The sequence below is a fragment of the Micromonospora sp. NPDC049044 genome (genome assembly GCF_040649215.1).
Taxonomy (GTDB): Bacteria; Actinomycetota; Actinomycetes; order Mycobacteriales; family Micromonosporaceae; genus Micromonospora.
In genome coordinates this window covers 35,453-51,658 of record NZ_JBEZFA010000050.1, presented here as the reverse complement: position 1 = coordinate 51,658, position 16,206 = coordinate 35,453, and the positions used below count along the sequence as shown (strand labels likewise).

The 16,206-nt window shown below is 71.2% G+C and carries 10 protein-coding genes; 3 read left to right on the top strand and 7 right to left on the bottom strand.

Annotated features, from left to right (window positions below):
- Nucleotides 1–91: 91 nt before the first annotated feature.
- Entirely contained in the window at nucleotides 92–1,174 is a 1,083-nt protein-coding gene (gene wecB / locus AB0B85_RS30005) for a UDP-N-acetylglucosamine 2-epimerase (non-hydrolyzing) (protein WP_357412526.1), read from the bottom strand.
- A gap of 177 nt (nucleotides 1,175–1,351) precedes the next feature.
- Between wecB and AB0B85_RS30000 the strand changes: the two genes are divergently transcribed.
- Nucleotides 1,352–3,517: a bi-domain-containing oxidoreductase gene (locus tag AB0B85_RS30000; protein ID WP_357412524.1), complete on the top strand. Its 2,166-nt coding sequence runs from the start codon at nucleotides 1,352–1,354 to the stop codon at nucleotides 3,515–3,517.
- A gap of 83 nt (nucleotides 3,518–3,600) precedes the next feature.
- Here the strand turns inward: AB0B85_RS30000 and AB0B85_RS29995 are convergent, their stop codons facing one another.
- The gene (locus AB0B85_RS29995) at nucleotides 3,601–4,782 is read right to left on the bottom strand and encodes a glycosyltransferase family 4 protein (RefSeq protein WP_357412522.1); all 1,182 of its coding nucleotides are present in this window, start codon (nucleotides 4,780–4,782) and stop codon (nucleotides 3,601–3,603) included.
- Entirely contained in the window at nucleotides 4,779–6,782 is a 2,004-nt protein-coding gene (locus AB0B85_RS29990) for a heparinase II/III family protein (protein ID WP_357412520.1), read from the bottom strand. The genes AB0B85_RS29995 and AB0B85_RS29990 overlap by 4 nt, the downstream gene beginning before the upstream one ends.
- 267 nt (nucleotides 6,783–7,049) lie before the next feature.
- Here AB0B85_RS29990 and AB0B85_RS29985 point away from each other — a divergent pair, with 267 nt between their 5' ends.
- Together AB0B85_RS29985 and AB0B85_RS29980 are read left to right on the top strand one after the other, a co-directional pair.
- The gene (locus AB0B85_RS29985) at nucleotides 7,050–8,366 is read left to right on the top strand and encodes an O-antigen ligase family protein (protein ID WP_357412518.1); all 1,317 of its coding nucleotides are present in this window, start codon (nucleotides 7,050–7,052) and stop codon (nucleotides 8,364–8,366) included.
- Between the two features lie 245 nt (nucleotides 8,367–8,611).
- A complete protein-coding gene (locus AB0B85_RS29980) occupies nucleotides 8,612–10,081 on the top strand; it encodes a hypothetical protein (protein WP_357412516.1) in 1,470 nt (489 codons plus the stop codon).
- A 33-nt stretch (nucleotides 10,082–10,114) separates the two neighbouring features.
- On the opposite strand, the gene AB0B85_RS29975 is transcribed toward AB0B85_RS29980, so the two are convergent.
- The 4 genes from AB0B85_RS29975 to AB0B85_RS29960 form a co-directional block, all read right to left on the bottom strand.
- Nucleotides 10,115–11,308, bottom strand: a complete 1,194-nt coding sequence (locus AB0B85_RS29975) for a glycosyltransferase (protein ID WP_357412514.1) — start codon at nucleotides 11,306–11,308, stop codon at nucleotides 10,115–10,117.
- 20 nt (nucleotides 11,309–11,328) lie between these two features.
- On the bottom strand, nucleotides 11,329–12,699 hold the full coding sequence (locus AB0B85_RS29970) for a glycosyl transferase family 1 (protein WP_357412512.1): 1,371 nt from the start codon (nucleotides 12,697–12,699) through the stop codon (nucleotides 11,329–11,331).
- Nucleotides 12,696–14,114, bottom strand: coding sequence for an oligosaccharide flippase family protein (locus AB0B85_RS29965; RefSeq protein ID WP_357412510.1), 1,419 nt, complete (start codon nucleotides 14,112–14,114; stop codon nucleotides 12,696–12,698). Before AB0B85_RS29965 ends, AB0B85_RS29970 begins: the two co-directional genes overlap by 4 nt.
- Before the next feature lie 136 nt (nucleotides 14,115–14,250).
- A complete protein-coding gene (locus AB0B85_RS29960; RefSeq protein WP_357412508.1) occupies nucleotides 14,251–16,125 on the bottom strand; it encodes a polysaccharide biosynthesis protein in 1,875 nt (624 codons plus the stop codon).
- Nucleotides 16,126–16,206 lie beyond the last annotated feature (81 nt).

The window sequence follows — 16,206 nt, the reverse complement described above, 5'->3', positions numbered from 1 at the left end:
CTCGACAGCGCATCCCACTCGACATCAGACAACTCGTAGCGACGACCCACGCGCTACATCATCCGACATCAAGATCCTTTGAAGACACGGCCTAGCGGAGTGTCGCCGCGATGATCTCCGCGATCCGCTCGCCCGCCGCGCCGTCCCACATCGGGGGCGTGGGCCAGACGGCGGGTCGGCCCGCTGCCACAGTGCTCGCCACGGTCTCGGCGAGCGTCGACCGGGTGACGAGGCGGTTGGTGCCGTGCGTGATCGTGATCGGGCGTTCGGTGTTGGGCCGCAGCGTCAGGCAGGGCACCCCGAGCATCGTCGTCTCCTCCTGCACCCCGCCGGAGTCGGTGACCACGACCGCCGCGCCGCGTACCAGGCTGACGAACTCGAGGTAGCCCAGCGGGTCGACGACCCGCAGCGCGCGGTGTGACAGCAGGCCCGCGCTCTCCAGGTGCTGCCGGCCGCGCGGGTGCAGCGGCAGGATGACGGGGAGTTGATCGGCAACCGCGTGCATCGCCTTGACCAGGTCTACCGCGTCTGTCGCATCGTCGACATTGCCCGGTCGGTGCAGCGTGGCCACCACGTACCGGTCGGGCAGCGAGAGTGCCGCCCGAATGCCGGCGACGTCGAAGCGGTCGAGATTGGCCAGCAGGGTGTCGATCATCGGGTTGCCGACCAGATGGATCTTCTCGGCGGCGACGCCCTCGGTGCCGAGGTGCGACACGGCGTCGGGGCTGGTGGCGAACAACAGGTCGGACACGTGGTCGACGACGATCCGGTTGATCTCCTCGGGCATGGACCTGTCGAAGCTGCGCAGGCCGGCCTCCACGTGCGCGACAGGGACGCCCAGCTTCGACGCGACGAGCGCGGCGGCGAGGGCGGAGTTGACGTCCCCGTAGACGACGGTGAGGGCCGGGCGGTCGGCGATCATCAGCTCTTCCAGGCCGGTCATCACGCTCGCGGTCTGGCTCGCGTGGCTGCCCGAACCGACCCCCAGGTTGAGGTCCGGCTCGGGCAGGCCCAGTTGCCGGAAGAAGACCTCGGACATCCGCTCGTCGTAGTGCTGTCCGGTGTGGATCAGGCGCTGTGCCACGCCGTGCCGCCGAAGTGCGCGGATCACGGGCGCTGCCTTGGGAAAGTTGGGACGTGCACCCGCGACGTGCAGAACGGCGTCGGCTGGCATGGATCTCCTCGGGAAATTCGGTGCGAATCAGCGACGGCGCGCCAATAGTACAAGTTATCCAGTTTAAGGCATCTAATCGGCATAGAATGCCGAATGACGGATGCGTCGCGGTGTGTGTTGCCTGAGCGGTGACCTGCCGTGATCGGTGTTCTTACTCCCGAAGGCAGGCAGAGCCGCGTGAAGCAGATCGTCCAATCGGTGTCCGGCGGAGAGTTGCGAGTCGTCGAAGTCCCCCAGCCGGAGCCCGGCGCCACCGAGGTGCTCGTCGCCACCCGCCGGTCCCTGCTCTCCGCGGGGACCGAGCGCGCCGTGCGCGAGCTGGCCTCGGCGAGCCTGCTGCGCAAGGCGCGGGCCCGACCGGATCTGGTCCGCCAGGTGGTCAACAGGGCACGCACCGGGGGAGTTCGCTCGACCGTGGCCGCCGTGCGCAGCCGGCTCGACGAGGACATGCCGCTCGGCTACAGCGCCGCCGGTGTCGTCGTCACCGCCGGCGCCGCGACCGACGGGATCCGCCCCGGGATGCGGGTGGCCACGGCGTCGGTGGGGCACGCCGAATACCAGGCGGTGCCGGGTCTGCTCGCGGTACCCGTCCCGGAGTCGGTGTCCGACCAGGCGGCCGCCTTCGGCGCGGTGGCGGCGATCGCCATGCAGGGCCTGCGGCAGGCCGAGGTGGGTCTCGGCGGCTCGGTCGCGGTCGTCGGGCTCGGCCTGGTCGGGCAGCTGACCGTACGACTGGCGCTCGCCTCCGGGCTGCACGTCATCGGCATCGACCTGCGCGACTGGACCGCCCAGCTGGCCGGCGAGTGTGGTGCGGTAGGCCTGGTCGAGGCGGGTGCGACGACCACCGAGCAGATCATGGAACTGACCCGTGGCCGAGGCGTCGACGCCGTCCTGATCACGGCGGCGACCGCCTCGTCGGAGCCGGTCGCGCGCAGCACCGAGATCGCCCGCGACCGCGCCCGACTGGTGGTGGTCGGCGACGTCGGCCTGGCCCTGGACCGTCGACGCTTCTACGAGCGTGAGCTGGACCTTCGGTTCGCGCGCAGCTACGGTCCCGGCCGCCACGACCGGGCCTACGAGGAGTGGGGCATCGACTATCCGATCGGCCACGTGCGCTGGACGGCACGCCGCAACATCGAGGCCTACCTCGACCTGGTGGCCGGTGGCCGGGTCGCGGTCGACGACCTGGTGACGCATGTCTTCGAGGTGGAGCGGGCCACCGCGGCCTACGAGGTGCTGGCCGCGGACCCGCGCTCGCTCGCGGTGCAGCTCAGCTACGCGGCTCCCGCGCAGCAGTCCCGGCAATCGATCACGGTCCGACCGCGCCGCAACTCGACGTCGCCGCGCGGCGGCCTGATCGGGGCCGGCAACTACGCCAAGGCCACGTTCCTGCCCGCGCTCAGGGCGGCGGGCTGGGGCGACGACCTCGTGGCCATCACCTCGGCCAAGGGCCTGTCGGCGCGGCACGCGGCCGAGCGCAACGGAATCGCCGTGGTGGCACCGACAGCCGAGGATCTGCTGGTCCGCGATGACATCGACGTGGTGTTCATCCTCAGCCGCCACGACTCGCACGCCGCCCTGGTGGTGCAGGCGCTCGACGCCGGCAAACACGTCTTCGTGGAGAAGCCGCTCGCGCTGACCCAGGACGAACTCGACGAGGTCAGGGCCGCCTACGAGCGCAACTCCGGCCACCTGTTCGTCGGGTTCAACCGCCGGCACGCGCCCATGGTCAGCCACGCCAGGTCGGCCCTGGCGGCCGGGTCAGGTCCGATCACCGTCGCCTACCGGGTCAACGCCGGGCAGTTGCCCGCCGCCCACTGGTATCACGACCGACGCCAGGGCGGCCGCATCCGGGGCGAGGTGTGCCACTTCATCGATCTCGCCTCGTGGCTGGTGGGCGCGCAGCCGCGGGTCGTGCACGCGTACGGCAGCGGCCGTGGCGAACCGGGCCTGGAGGAGGACGTGAGTGTCCTGCTCGGATACCCGGACGGGTCCACCGCGACGATCACGTACGCCACCGGCGGGCACCGGCGGACGCCCAAGGAGCGCCTGGAGGTCCTCGGGCGCGGGCACACAGTGGTGATCGACGACTTTCGGCGCCTGGAGATCGACGGTCGGGAGGTCAAGCGCGTGCCCGGCGGCAAGGGACATCAGGAACTGCTCGCCCACACCCGCGCGGTGATCGCCGGCAATCTGCCCGACGATCGGGAACTCGACGCCTCCTTCGGCACGACCAGGGCCGCGCTGTCCGCGATCGCCGCCCTGACCGGCGTCCAGGAACACCCGTCGCGCCTGCCCGTGCAGGCAGACCTGGAGAGCGTGCGGGCCGGCTTCACCTCGTGACGCGGTACCCGGCGCCGGGCGTGCGGTCAGCACCTGGCGCCGGCTGTCGGTGTCAGGCGCGGTGCCGGGCGGCGGGACTGCCGTCAGCGCGACGCGTCGCCGTCGACAAGCGGATCGAGTAGCCGCCCGAGGGCCTGCGCCATGGCCGTACGAGACTGGTTCGCCCGGATCCAACTCCGGCCGGCCGCGCCCAACTTGGCAAGTTCGTCCGGGCTGGCCTGGCTGAGCTGGGCGAGGCCGTGGGCCAGGTGGCCCGGCGGGGTCACGTGTCCGGCGTCCGCGCCCAGCACGAGGTCGCCGACGACCCCCGGGCTGTTGGTGACGATCGGCAGCCCGGCCGCCATGTAGTCGAACACCTTGTTGGGGCTGACCCCGGCCCGGAACAGCTCGACGTCGGCGAGCACGTGCACCCCGACGTCCGCGGCGTGCAGGAGGTCCGGGATCTCCGACTTCGGCACCGGGTCGAGGAAGCGGACATTGTGGATGCCGACCGCCTTCGCCTGTAGGCGTGACTTCTCCACACCCGCGCCGACGAGGACGACGTCGATCTCGGGTACCGCCTCGGCGGCGGCCAGCAGCAGGTCGAGCCCGTTGGCCGGACCGTGCGCCCCGGCGTAGACGGCGGTCCGGCGGGTGAACCGGTAGCGCCGCCGCAGCTCGGCACGGTCCCGGCTGGGTACGAAATCCTCGGGGTCGGCCGCGTTGGGGATGAAGGCGATCTTCTCGGGCGCCACGCCCTTGCCCTCGATCGCCGCCCGTACGCCAGGTGCCATGATCACCACCCGGTCGGCGCGCCGGTACAGCAAGCGTTCGAGGCGCTCCAACGCCCGGTACGCCACAGATGTCTCCGACAGCGTGCCCATCTCCACGAGCACGCGCGGCCACAGGTCCCGGACCTCCAGCACGAACGGCGTGCGCCGCAGGGTCGCCACCACGCAGCCGGAGAGACCGGCCAGCAGGTGTGGCGACGAGGCGTAGACCACGTCGGGTCGGGGCTGCCGCAGGCTGGCCACCGTGGCCGTCACCGCGTAGCTGGCCCAGTTGGCCACCCGGCCCAGGCCGTTGCGCCGGTACGGCGTCACCGCGACCAGGTGGAAACCCGGCTCCGCCCGTTGCGGCTGACCGGTGATCATGTTGCGGCGAGCCGCGATGATCACGTGGGTCCAGCCGGGCAGTCGGCTGAACAGCTCGACGTGCCGGGTGCCGCCCGGATGGCCCGGGGGTACCGCGAAGTGGTTGAGGACCAGGACCCGGCGTGGTGTCATCGCGGCGCTCGCACCTGGTGGACGTCCCCTGTTCCGAGGTGGGTGGCGGTGAGGATGGCGCTCGCGTCGGTCCAGGTCACCTGGTACCGGAAGCCGTCGAGTGCGCTCGGCTCGGGGGGCGGCCCGGGTATCGTGCCCAGCCCCCACAGGGTGGTGTCGGCCCGGCTCTCGGCGGTGAGCCACGTCGCCGGCTCCCAGCGGCCGTAGGTCCGGCTGTGCCAGCCCGCGAAGGGCGTCGAGCGTCCGCGCACCTGCTGGTGACCGTCCAGGCCGATGAGGTCGAGTTTGGTGCCGCCGACGATGAGCGTGCCGTCCTGCACTGTGACGTCCGGGTGCAGCGGAACGGTGAGTGACCAGGACCGGGCGGCCGCCGGCGGGTCGGCGAACTCGACGATCGCCAGGTACTGCTCGGCCACCACCACCGCGCGGGCGACCCGTACCGGGTGCTCACCGCGCGCGTACGCGTCGTGCCAACCGAAGACGACTGTGCGATCCGGCAGGACGAGCGGTGCGCCGAGGTAGCCCCGGCCGCTGTTCAGCCAGCGGAACGCCCGGTGCGGGACGAGTTGGTCCTGCCCGTCCGGCCGGCGCACGGGGTGGGCGGCGGACGTACGTAACCCGTTGCGGATCTCCAGCGGGCCGTTGTAGGTGCCAGTGCCCGGGTCGGCGATCAGCCAGCGGTTGTCGTGCTTGACCCAGACCGAGGTCAGGTCGGCGTGGCCGTGCGACGGGCCGCCGTCCACCTTGAACCACACCCGCCACGGCCCCCGGTCGACAAGCGCGATGCCGCCCGAGGCCGTCGCTGTCGATCGGTGGCGCAGCGCGGCGGGAAACTCCGCCGAGGTGGCCGCGGGGCCGGGCGGCGGCGCGTACCAGGCCAGTTCGTCGAAGTCGGCGTACCAGTGCGCCGGCAGCCGTTCGCCGCAGAGCGCGAGCCCGAGCGCGGCGGTGCCGGCCACGTCGAGGGGGTCACCGGAGGACGCCAGCACCCGACCCTCGTCCCAGTCGCCGTACTGCGGGAGGTCGCCGTCGAAGACTCCGAGCCGGGCCAGGTGCAGGCTGGCGGCGTGCAGATCACGGTGCACGCTGGACGGCGCGCCGCCGAGCAGCACCCGCACGATGAGCATTTCGAGCACGAACCTGTGGTACGACAGCGAGTCCTCGATCATCCGGCCGTCCGCGCCGAAGTGGCGGCGTTGCTGGGCGGCGAACATCTTCGCGCCGGTCCGCGCCCACAAGCGGGCGCGTCGGGCCGTGGGGAACATCCGGGCGAGCAGCATCAGTCCGAGCGCGTCGCCGAGCAGGTGGTTGTTGCGCATGCTGCTCAACGTGTAGGGCAGCTCGACCATCAGGTGCCGGGCGCTGGCGAGCAGCTGCCGCTGCATGGCGGTCCCGACGTCGGGGGGTAGTCGGTCGCCGACCAGGGTGAGGATCTGGTTCCAGGCGATGGCGCGCAGGGCGAGTTCGAGACTTGAGTACCAGTTGACGCCCCGCTCCGGCGGGGACTGCGAGCACCAGGCTCGCAGCAGCTCGTCGAGGCCGTCCTGCCACCGGCCGGACGGGTCGAGGCGGGCCGCGCGGGCCAGCACGACAAGGTCGCGGTGGCGGGCCGCCTCCCAGGTGTGCTTGACGTCCGACAGCCGGGCCGCGGAGCGGATGTCGATGCGCCACCACGGGTCGCCCGCCGGCCACTGCCGCCCGGTCAGCGGGTCGGTGCCCCACGGTTTCGACACGCCCGTCGCCACCCGGGCGCCGAAGACCCGGAGCCCGTCGTCAAGCACGCGGCCGGCGTCGTCCAGGCAACGCTGCCGTGCGCCGTCGCCGATCGGCAGCACGCTTGTCAGCGGCACCACAGCGGCCGGGTGGTGCCGGTGCGGCGGCCCACGGAACAGGACGGCGTGGAAGCCGCTGCGCTTGGATGCCTCGTAGGCCGCGCGCAGCGGTGCCGACAGGCCCAGCGCGCGCAGGTCCACGGCGATGGAGCGGAGATCGGGTTTCACCTTCGACTTTCCCCTTGGGCAATGGCGATTCCGTCGTTTCGTCCCGACCAGGACCGCCGGTGTAGGAAGCTGCAAGCTCAGTAAAAATCGGGCATTTAGGACGGCTGTGAGTGGTGTGTGGGTCGGGCGGTTGGTGCGTGCCGGTCGGGGCGGGTCGTCGGTCTGTCGGCTGTCCAACGCCGCCGGTGCCGCTTCAGTGACGACATCGCCGCCGCCCGCTTCGTCGACGACGTCGCGGCTGCACAGTGGCAACGCAGAGGAGTGGTCGTGACAGTGCAAACCCGGGTGCGGCTCGGAGCCCGCCGGCCGATGCCGCCGCGGGCCGGTGCCGGACCCGTACCCACCGGTGGGGCCACCGCCGGCACCGTGGCGGGTGGCTGGCGGACGAAGGCGACGACCCTCGCCGTCGCGCTGCTGTGTGTCGCGGCCTTCCAGGCGGCCTCGGCGAACGCCTGGATGACCGTGTTGCAGGCGTGCGGCGCGGCGATCCTGCTCAGTTGTCGCCTGCCCCGACCCCGCCTGCCCGACGTGCTGGCGGTCGGGGTCGCGGCCTGGGCACAACTGACGGTCCTCTGGTCGAGCGACGTCGCGCAGACGCGGAGCGTGGCCCTCGCGTACACCTCGGCCGCTCTGCTCTTCGTCGCGGTCCGCCACGTCGCCACCACGCCGAGGCACCTGCTCGCGATCGGCGGCTCGTACGTCGTCGGGTGCGCCATCGCCGCGTGGCGTCTGATCATCGAGGCGCGGGGGGCCGGTGGGCCGGCCGGCGCGATGGACATGGCGGTGCGCTTCGGCATCGAGGGCACCAACATCAACTTCACGGCCTACTCCAGCGTCACCGCCTTCGTACTGGCGCTCTGCCTGTTGAAAATGCGCGGCCAGCGGCGGCTCGTCACCATCGGCCTGCTCACCGCGCTACCGGTACTGGCGTCCGGGATCTTCCTGAACCGCACCAAGGGCGCGCTCGTCGCCCTGCTGCTCGTGGTGGTGTACGCGCTGCTCAGCGAGGTGGCACCCCGGTTGACGTGGATGGCCGCGGTCGCCGCGGTACCGACGCTGCTGGTGGCGGTGCCGCTCGGCCTGGGGCAGAGCGCCTTGATGTGGGCGGACGGCGTCATCGGCTCGGCGGCGACCGGCGACGTGCTGAGTCGGATCGAGCTGTGGCGGTACGCGTCCGCCTACCTGTGGGACGACCTCTGGGTGGGCGGTGGCGCGGGCACCTTCGAACTGTGGAATCCGTTGGGGATCCGCCCGCACAACGCCGTCCTCGCCGTCGCCGTGGACCTGGGCCTGGTGGGCCTGGTGGGCGTCGCCACCCTGTTCGCGGTGGTGCTCGCCCGGCGGGCCGCGCAGCGCCCGGTCGGGCTCCAGGTCGCCGGGCTCTTCCTGGTCGGGGCGTTCCCGCTCTGGCTGACCGGGGTGTGGGAGTTCGAGCGGGGGTCGTGGCTGGCCCTCGCACTGCTGTCGATGCTGCCGGTCCAGGCCGGCAGCCGTCGGACGCGGACCACCCCGGACGGTGGGCGACCCGCCGTCCGGTCGGGGTCCGCGCCACCGTGCCCCGCCGGGACGAGCGTGCTGGAGTAGCCCGGTGCCATCACCCGGTGACAGCCCGATCGTTGGCTCGTTGAGTGAACACTCGCAGTCAGTCGATTGGCCCGAACCGGGGCGGGCGCCGTCCGGGCCACCGACACCTGGCTCGGTACGACGACGGCCACGCCCGGTCGTCGGGCGCTCAACAGGGTGGAGGGTCGGCGGGTGCAATCTCGGAATCCGGGCCGGGGCGACTCGCGACAGTTTCGGGCCGGCCGCTCAGCCGGGAATGGTCCGCGGTGACCGCCACCGACGGGATCAGTCGGGGCCGGCACCGCTCGCCGGTCGGCGACCTGCAACTCCCGGCCCCCGCCCGGCGACCGGAGCGCCGGGTACCCCGGCCGGTGGCGGCGCTCAACGCGATGCCGGCCGGTCGAAAGATCACCTGGCTGCCGTTGGCGCTGGCGCTGTTCTGGATGCTCGGCACGTTCGGCGCGTTCTGGTTGACCAGACTCGCCCACGATGTCGCGAACCCGTTCCGGCTCTGTGTCTTCGTGCTCGTGGCGACCGCCCTGTTCGCCGGGGGGTACGTGGCGCAGATGTCGCGTCGCGCGCCCCCGGTGGCTGTCCCGAGACACTCCGCCGGGCGCATCCGGCTGGTGCGTCAACTGGTCCTGGCCAGCGCCATCTACTACGTCGTCGTGAGCCTGACCCGGCTGACCCAGTTCGGTGCCACCGGCCCCAGCAGTGTGTGGGCGAACATCCAGGCGCCCGCCGCCGGCTACGTCAACAAGTTCGATGTCTACCAGCAGGGGTTCGCCAGCACCAGCCCGTGGATGAACGCGCTGTTTCCGCTCGGCGTGCTCAGCATGGCCCTCGTACCGCTGCTGGTGGTGCACTGGCGCGGTCTGCCCGGCTGGCTGCGCCTCGCCGGCGTGGTCGCGACGGCGACGCACATCGCGTTCTACCTCTTCATCGGCACCATGAAGGGGCTCGGCGACGTCGTCATCATGCTCGCGGCGGGGATGTTGATCGCCGGCGCGTCCGTCCGGCACCGGACCCGGACCCGGACCCACTCCCGCCGACGTCAGGCGCTCCTGGTGGTCGTCGGGGCGTTCGCGCTCCTGACCACCTACATGATCCACAATCACGCGACCCGAGCGGCCGAGTTCGGCACCACGGGTGACGTGGTGCAGGTGAATCCCGCTGTGGAACGGGCCGTGGGCAGGTCGATGGCCGAGGGCGTCGCCGCGATGATCGGCTATCCGACGCACGGCTACCTCGGGCTGTCCTACAACCTGCAGGTGCCCTTCGAGTGGTCCCGGGGCCTCGGCAGCGCGCCCTCCGCGGCCATCTTCGCCGAGCAGACCTTCGACGTGGACCTCACCGAACATCCGAGCTTCCCCGACCGGACCGAGCACGAGACGGGGTGGCCGGCGCGCATGTACTGGGCCACCATCTACCCCTGGCTCGCCTCGGACCTCACCTTCCCCGGCGCGGCGCTGTTCATGGGGTGGGTGGGCTGGCTCTTCGCCGGCTCGTGGCGCGCGGCGGTGTCCGGCCACCGGGTGGTCCCGACGTTGATCTTCGCGCAGCTCTGCATTCTCATCGTCTACGTGCCGGCGAACAACCAGCTCGGGATGGCCCCGGAATCCATCGTCGGGATGGTCACGCTGTTGGTGCTGCACCTCATGCAGTCGTTCTCCGGCGCCCGCCGACCACCCGCCGCCGACCCGGTCACCGCCGCGCCGTTCGCCACCCACCGCTAGCCGCACCGACGGGGCCGGGCAACAGGTACGCCGTCAGCCCCACTGCCGGAAGAACCGGCCCAGCGGCTCCGCGTGCGCCCGGTAGTCGAACGATTCGAGGGCCTGGCTCCGCGCTGCCTGGCGCATCACGCTGCGCTGCGTCGCGGTCAGCCCCGCCGCTGCGCGGAACGCCGCGGTGACCTCGCCAACAGTGTGGTCCCGGCAGATTAGGCCCTCCAGGTTGGGGCGCAGGTATCTCCCCATGTCGCTCGTGAGGTTGGCGATCACCGGGGTGCCGCTTGCCAGACTCTCGCAGAACTTCGTCGAGAAGCCCGCGTCCGCCGCCAACTCCGGCCTGCGGATGAGGACAGTGAAATCCGCCTCCTGGAGGGCGTTCGCCACCTCGGCCTGTGGCAGGCGGCCCAGGCACCGCACCCCGTCGGGCAGCGTCCGACCGCCGAAGAGGCCACGCACCTCGTCAGGCGTCGGGCCGTAGACGCGTAGCTCGACACTCGCGCCGTCGCGCCGGACGTTGCCCACCGCTTCGATGACGGTACCCAGGAGATCCTTCTTGTTCCCGTGCGGATTTCCCGCGTAGGCAAGGGTGAGCGGCGGTGAGTCGCCACCGGTCTGTCGGGCCTCCAGCGTCAGGCTCTTCACGTCGAGCGTGGGCGGCACGCGCAGGATGGGCTTTCCGCTGCGCCGGTAGTGGGCCTCCAGGTAGGAGCTGATCGCGATGATGCCGTCGCAGCGCGGGTAGTAGTGGTGCAGGGCCAGCTTCATGCTGAGGTGTAGCGGACCGAGGTAGCCACCGCGCACGTGGCGTCCGTTGAACCAGTCGACGACGTCGACGATCAGCGGTACCCGGTGCCGCCGGCACCAGCGCTGGAGGTGGAACATGTACTGGGCCTGCCCACCGTGGACCAGGACGTGGGACGGCTTGGTCGGCTGGGCGTCGAGCCATCGCACCGTGCGCTCACCCCAGCGCACCAGCGTCTGGACCGAGCTGCCGATCGGTCCCGCCGTTGCCGGTGGCCGCTCGGCGAGGCCGAGGTGCGAGACCGATCCCGGTCCGTCGACGCCCGGCAGCGCCGTCCTGGTCAGCGGCTCCGGCCCACCGCTGGCGACCACCACGTCGTAGCCTGCGGCGGCCAAGGACGCCACCAGGCCATAGACCCGCCGTGACCCCGCCTCACCCCACGGGAAGAGGAACGGACCCACACAGGCGACCCATCCAGTACGTCTCATCGCAGCACCTCGACTTGCTTCTAGGCCGTTGGCCGGCCGGCGGCCCCGACCGTGGCGGATCCGGTTCGGGCCGCCGCGTCCAGCGTGGCGGCGAACCGGGCGGCCACGTTCTCCTTGGCGTGCTCCTGTCGGGCGAAGGCGGTGCCGTTGCGGGCGAGCCGCGCCCGCAGGGCCCCGTCCCGACAGAGGTCGGTCAGGCCGCGCACCAGCGCCGTCGTGTCCTCGGTACCGACGATCACGCCGGCCTCGGCCTCCTGGATGTGGTTCATCGACGCCACCTCGGCCGGCCCGTAGCCGAGGATCGGCCGGCCCGCGGCGAGGTACTGCGGGATCTTCGTCGAGACCGAGTAGCGGGTGTAGCGGCGAATCTCCTCGTCGAAGGACTCGATATGGACGAGGACGTCCGCGCCGTGCAACGCGGCGGGCACCTCGTCGCTGGTGAGCGACGGCCCTAGCCGCACCCGCCGCAGTGCGGCGAAGTGTTCCGCGTACCGGCGGAGATCCTGCTCCGGGGCGTGGATGGTCAGCCGGGCCGACAGTCCGGCCTCGGCCAGGCCGTCCAACGCGGCGCCGATGTCGCGCAGCGACTCCCAGCGGTTGAGGTGCAGCGCGCCGACGTAGACGAGCTCCGCCGTCGGCCGCTGATCCGCCTCGCTGCGGGGCGCGGCGAAGAAGGTCTCGTCGACGCAGTTCACGAACGCGCTGAACGGAATGCGGTACCGCCGGGTGTACTCCTGGGCCATCGGCGCACTGATGACCATGCCGAGCGGGGCCAGGCGGATGAGTCTGGCGACCGTCTCCCGGACGGATCGGTCGGCCCGACCGAAGAGTTCGCCGTTGTCGTAGAGGGTGGCCGGCCAGTCGTCGGTGAAGTGCGGCACGACAGGTACGCCGCAGGTACGCGCCGCGAGCGCGGTGATCCTGGTCAGCCGCACGCTGCCGAGCATCGAGTAGACGACGTCGGGCTGGAAGTCGCGCATCCAGCCGATCAGCGCCGGGGGGACGCGGATCGGGCTGAGATCGGCTGTCGCGCGCAGTTGTGCGTAGATCCTGGCCACTGTGGGACGGCGCTCCGCCGCGGCGTGTACGGCGGCGATCGGTCGGCTCTGTTGCAGCGGCGTACGACCGTTCCAGCCCGACATCCGCATGGCGTAGTACTGGATGGGCAGGTAGTGGTCGCGGGGCGGGAAGTGGAAGAAGTTCTCGCAGACCTCGGTGGTCGGCGTGATGTTTCCGGTGTGCACCTGGGCGAGGCGGTCCTTGGGCCAGCCGGAGAAGAGGTTCGACAGGGTCATGGCGGTGCCACTGACCCGGCTGAAGGGGGTGTGGCTCACCACCAGCACCCGCGGAAATTTCTCGTCCAACACCATTGGCGTATCCGCCTCTCTCATGTGGTCCGTATTCTCAGCGCCCGCCGGTAGCCGAAGACGGCCGCCGGAACAACCGTCACGGCGTAGATGACAACGGCGACGTACGGTGCGGCGGCCACCCCCCACCAGTGCACTCCGAGCAGTTTTCCGACGATCGACAGTGGTAGGTACAGCAGGTAGCCGCACATCTGGGGGCGCACGACGCCGGCGGCGTTCTGCACCATGAACCGTGGCGAGATCGCGGCCAGCACGATCCACCAGCAGGCGAGGCCCAGCAGGAGTGCGCGATTTCCGATCGGAATCGGCAGCCAGGCAGCGAAGAACCGCTCGCCGAACAGCACCAGGAATGTCGATGGCAGTAACGCGATAAGCGTCGACACGACAGTCATCCGGCGCACGGTGCGGCGTATCCAGGCGAGGTCACCACGCGCCAGCGCCTCGCCGTGCATCGGCCACAGCGGTTGGTTGACAAGCGTGACGAGTGCGCCGAGCTGGTTGAACAATCTGGCCGGCACCGCGTACGCGGTGACGCTTGCCAGCCCCAGCACGTGAGCGATGATCAATGGGTCGGCGTTGTCCGCCAGCACCATTATCAGCGTGACCACGAAGAAGAGGCCGCCCAGGCCGAACAGGTCCCGGACCCCCCGACCGTCGACGAATCTCGGCCGCGGCGCCAGGTGTGGCAGCCGCCAGCCGAAGGTCCAGACCGTGTTGGTGATGTTGACGAGTAACGGGGCGACGGCGATGCTGGCGATCACCGCTATGGGTGGCAGGTTCGCGTACACCGCGCCGAGCGCGAGGGGTAGCGAGAGCGCGCTCGCCGCCGCCTGCCAGACATTGCTCGCCGCCACCTGTTGGTACGCGTACTGGACGCGGGCCACCAGGGACAGCGGGATGTTGAGCAGGAACGCGGTAAGGCACACCAGGGCGACGAGGTGGGCTTCGCGCGCCGCCGTCCCGGTCGCGTTGAAGAGCAACGGCCACGGGATGAACCCACCGAAGAGCCAGAGCAGGCCGCACGTCGGCAGCGCCACCCCGCAGACCGCCGCGTAGGCGCTGGAGACGTACCGCCGGGCGGTGTCCGAGTCGCCGGCCACCCGACACGGCGCGAGCCTCGTCATCAACCCGAGGCCGACGCCCAGGTCCGCGAAGGCGACCATCCCGGTGACGGCGAGCACCGCGGCCCAGAGCCCGTACAGATCGGTGCCCAGGTAGGCCAGGGTCACCGGGAGGAGGACCAGGGGTACGAGAGCGCTGACCACCCGACTCAACGCGGCGGTGGCGATCCAGGACAGCAGTCGACGACCGCGACTCGGTGCCGGGGGAGTGGGAGCTGCCGGCGCCGGCGGCGCGACAGTCTGGACACCCCGACCCGAGGTGGGTGCTGCGACGCCCGGCGGCTCGGGCCGCTCAAAGCCGCCGGATGGGGCCCGCATCTTTCGGTCCTATCGATCTGCGGCGAACGCCGGAGGGACACGGTTGCCGCGACGCGGCCGCACGCTGGGGTTCCTCACGGGCATAACTGCCGGTGCGGGAGTTTGGGTGCGGCTTCGCGCCACAGTCCGCCGCCGGTCACCGCGACTGAAGGGGTACGCCCACCGGGCCGTCCACCGCCGGATCGATCGGCTGCGCGCAGAGCATCGCCAGGTGCTCGGTGAGCTTCGCCGCGTCGTCGTACGGGTCGAGGCCGCTCACCTCCATCGGGTCGAGCGCCGGCACGGCCACGTGCGACACCAGCGGGTGGAACGGCCGGGCGTCCACCTCGCCGGTGCCGAACAGGTCCTCGTGCAGCTTCTCGCCGGGACGCAGGCCGGTGTAGACGATCGGCACCGTCGTGGATGCCTGCTCGGCCATCTGTCGGGCCAGGTCGGCGATGCGGACCGGCTCGCCCATGTCCAGCACCAACGCCTCCCCGTCCCGGCCGATCTCGGCGGCCTGGAGCACCAGGTGGACCGCCTCCTGGATGGTCATCAGGTAGCGGGTGACGTCCGGGTGGGTGACGGTGAGCGGCTTGCCGTCCTCGATCTGTCGCTGGAAGGCAGTCACCACCGAGCCCCGGCTGCTGAGCACGTTGCCGAACCGGACGCTGAGGAACGTCCCGGGGAACCGGGACGCGGCGTGCGCGGTCAGCCGTTCGGTGATCCGCTTCGAGTACCCGAGCACGCTTATCGGGTTGGCCGCCTTGTCGGTGGAGATGTTCACGAACTTCGCCACGTCCTGGCAGGCGTCCAGCACCGACAGCGTGCCCCAGACGTTCGTCTTGACCGCCTCGCCGGGGTGCCGCTGCAACAGGGGCAGGTGCTTGAGTGCCGCCGCGTGCAGGATGATCTCCGGACGGCGCTCCCGGATGATCCGCCGCAGGCCCTCGTCGTCGCGCAGGTCGGCGAGGATCAGCTCCGGACTGTCCAGCAGGGCTCGGCCGGCGAGCGACATCTGTAGGCCGTGCAGCGCCGACTCGTCCCGGTCCAGCATCATCAGCTCGGCCGGGTCGGCCTTCATCACCTGCCGGCAGAGTTCCGAGCCGATCGACCCGCCGGCGCCGGTGACCAGGACCCGCCGCCCGGTCAGGCTGTTCGAGCTCAGTGGCAGGTCGCCGATCACCTGACGGCGGCCGAGCAGATCGCTTATCTGCACGTCCCGGACGTCGGTGACGGTGATCCGGTGGTCGACCAGGTCCCGCACCGGGGGCAACACCTTGAAGACCGCCTCCGCGGCGAGGGTGGCCTCGCGGATCTGGCGGATCAGCGCCGCGTCGGCGTTGGCCACCGAGAAGATCACCGCCTTCGCGCCGGTCCGGCGGACCGCGGCGCCGACGTCGTTCCGCCCGCCGAGCACCCGCACCCGCCGGATGCGCAGGTCGCGCTTGTCCGGGTCGTCGTCGAGCGCGCCCACCGGCAGGTAACGGCCGCGCGGGTCGCCGAGCATGGCCCGCAGCAACTCCTGCCCGGCGTCGCCCATCCCGAACAGCAGGACCGGTGTCGAGGAGCGGACGTCGGGACGCATGGAGAGTTCCCGGCGGTGCCGGTACGCGAACCGGGCGCCGAGCATCAGGAGCAGGGCGAGAGCGCCGCCGACCAGCGGGGTGCTCGCCGGGATCGGCCGGTCACCGGAGGTCAGCAGGCCGAGCAGCACGATGGCCGCGGTCAGGATGGCGGTGCCGCCGACGCCCTGGACCTCCTGCAGACTGCCCAGCGGGTGTCGTCCGGAGTAGAGCCGGCGTAACGCTGCCACCGCCACGTGCACGACTGCCGCGAGCAGGCCCATCGCCGCGGCCCGGCCCAGTTGGCCCGCCGGGAGGTCGAACTCGAACCGGGTCCACACGGCGGCGGCGAAGCCGCCGACCCAGGCGGTGGTGTCGGTGGCGAGGAAGCCTGCGGTGCGGCGGCGGACCCTGGCCCGCCGGGTCGATCGGTCCGCGTGCTGCGTGTGCTCGGTTTCCTGCGGCATGTGTTTGGCTCCTGACCCCGTCTTCGACTGCTTCCGCCGCGAACGACAGAAGGACAAACGCCCTTTGTCCTTGTTACAGGC

Excerpts from the sequence above, each read along its gene's own strand:
- wecB (WP_357412526.1), bottom strand. The coding sequence starts at position 1,174 with ATGCCAGCCGACGCCGTTCTGCACGTCGCGGGTGCACGTCCCAACTTT.
- AB0B85_RS29995 (WP_357412522.1), bottom strand. The coding sequence starts at position 4,782 with ATGACACCACGCCGGGTCCTGGTCCTCAACCACTTCGCGGTACCCCCG.
- AB0B85_RS29975 (WP_357412514.1), bottom strand. The coding sequence starts at position 11,308 with ATGAGACGTACTGGATGGGTCGCCTGTGTGGGTCCGTTCCTCTTCCCG.
- AB0B85_RS29970 (WP_357412512.1), bottom strand. The coding sequence starts at position 12,699 with ATGAGAGAGGCGGATACGCCAATGGTGTTGGACGAGAAATTTCCGCGG.
- AB0B85_RS29965 (WP_357412510.1), bottom strand. The coding sequence starts at position 14,114 with ATGCGGGCCCCATCCGGCGGCTTTGAGCGGCCCGAGCCGCCGGGCGTC.
- AB0B85_RS29960 (WP_357412508.1), bottom strand. The coding sequence starts at position 16,125 with ATGCCGCAGGAAACCGAGCACACGCAGCACGCGGACCGATCGACCCGG.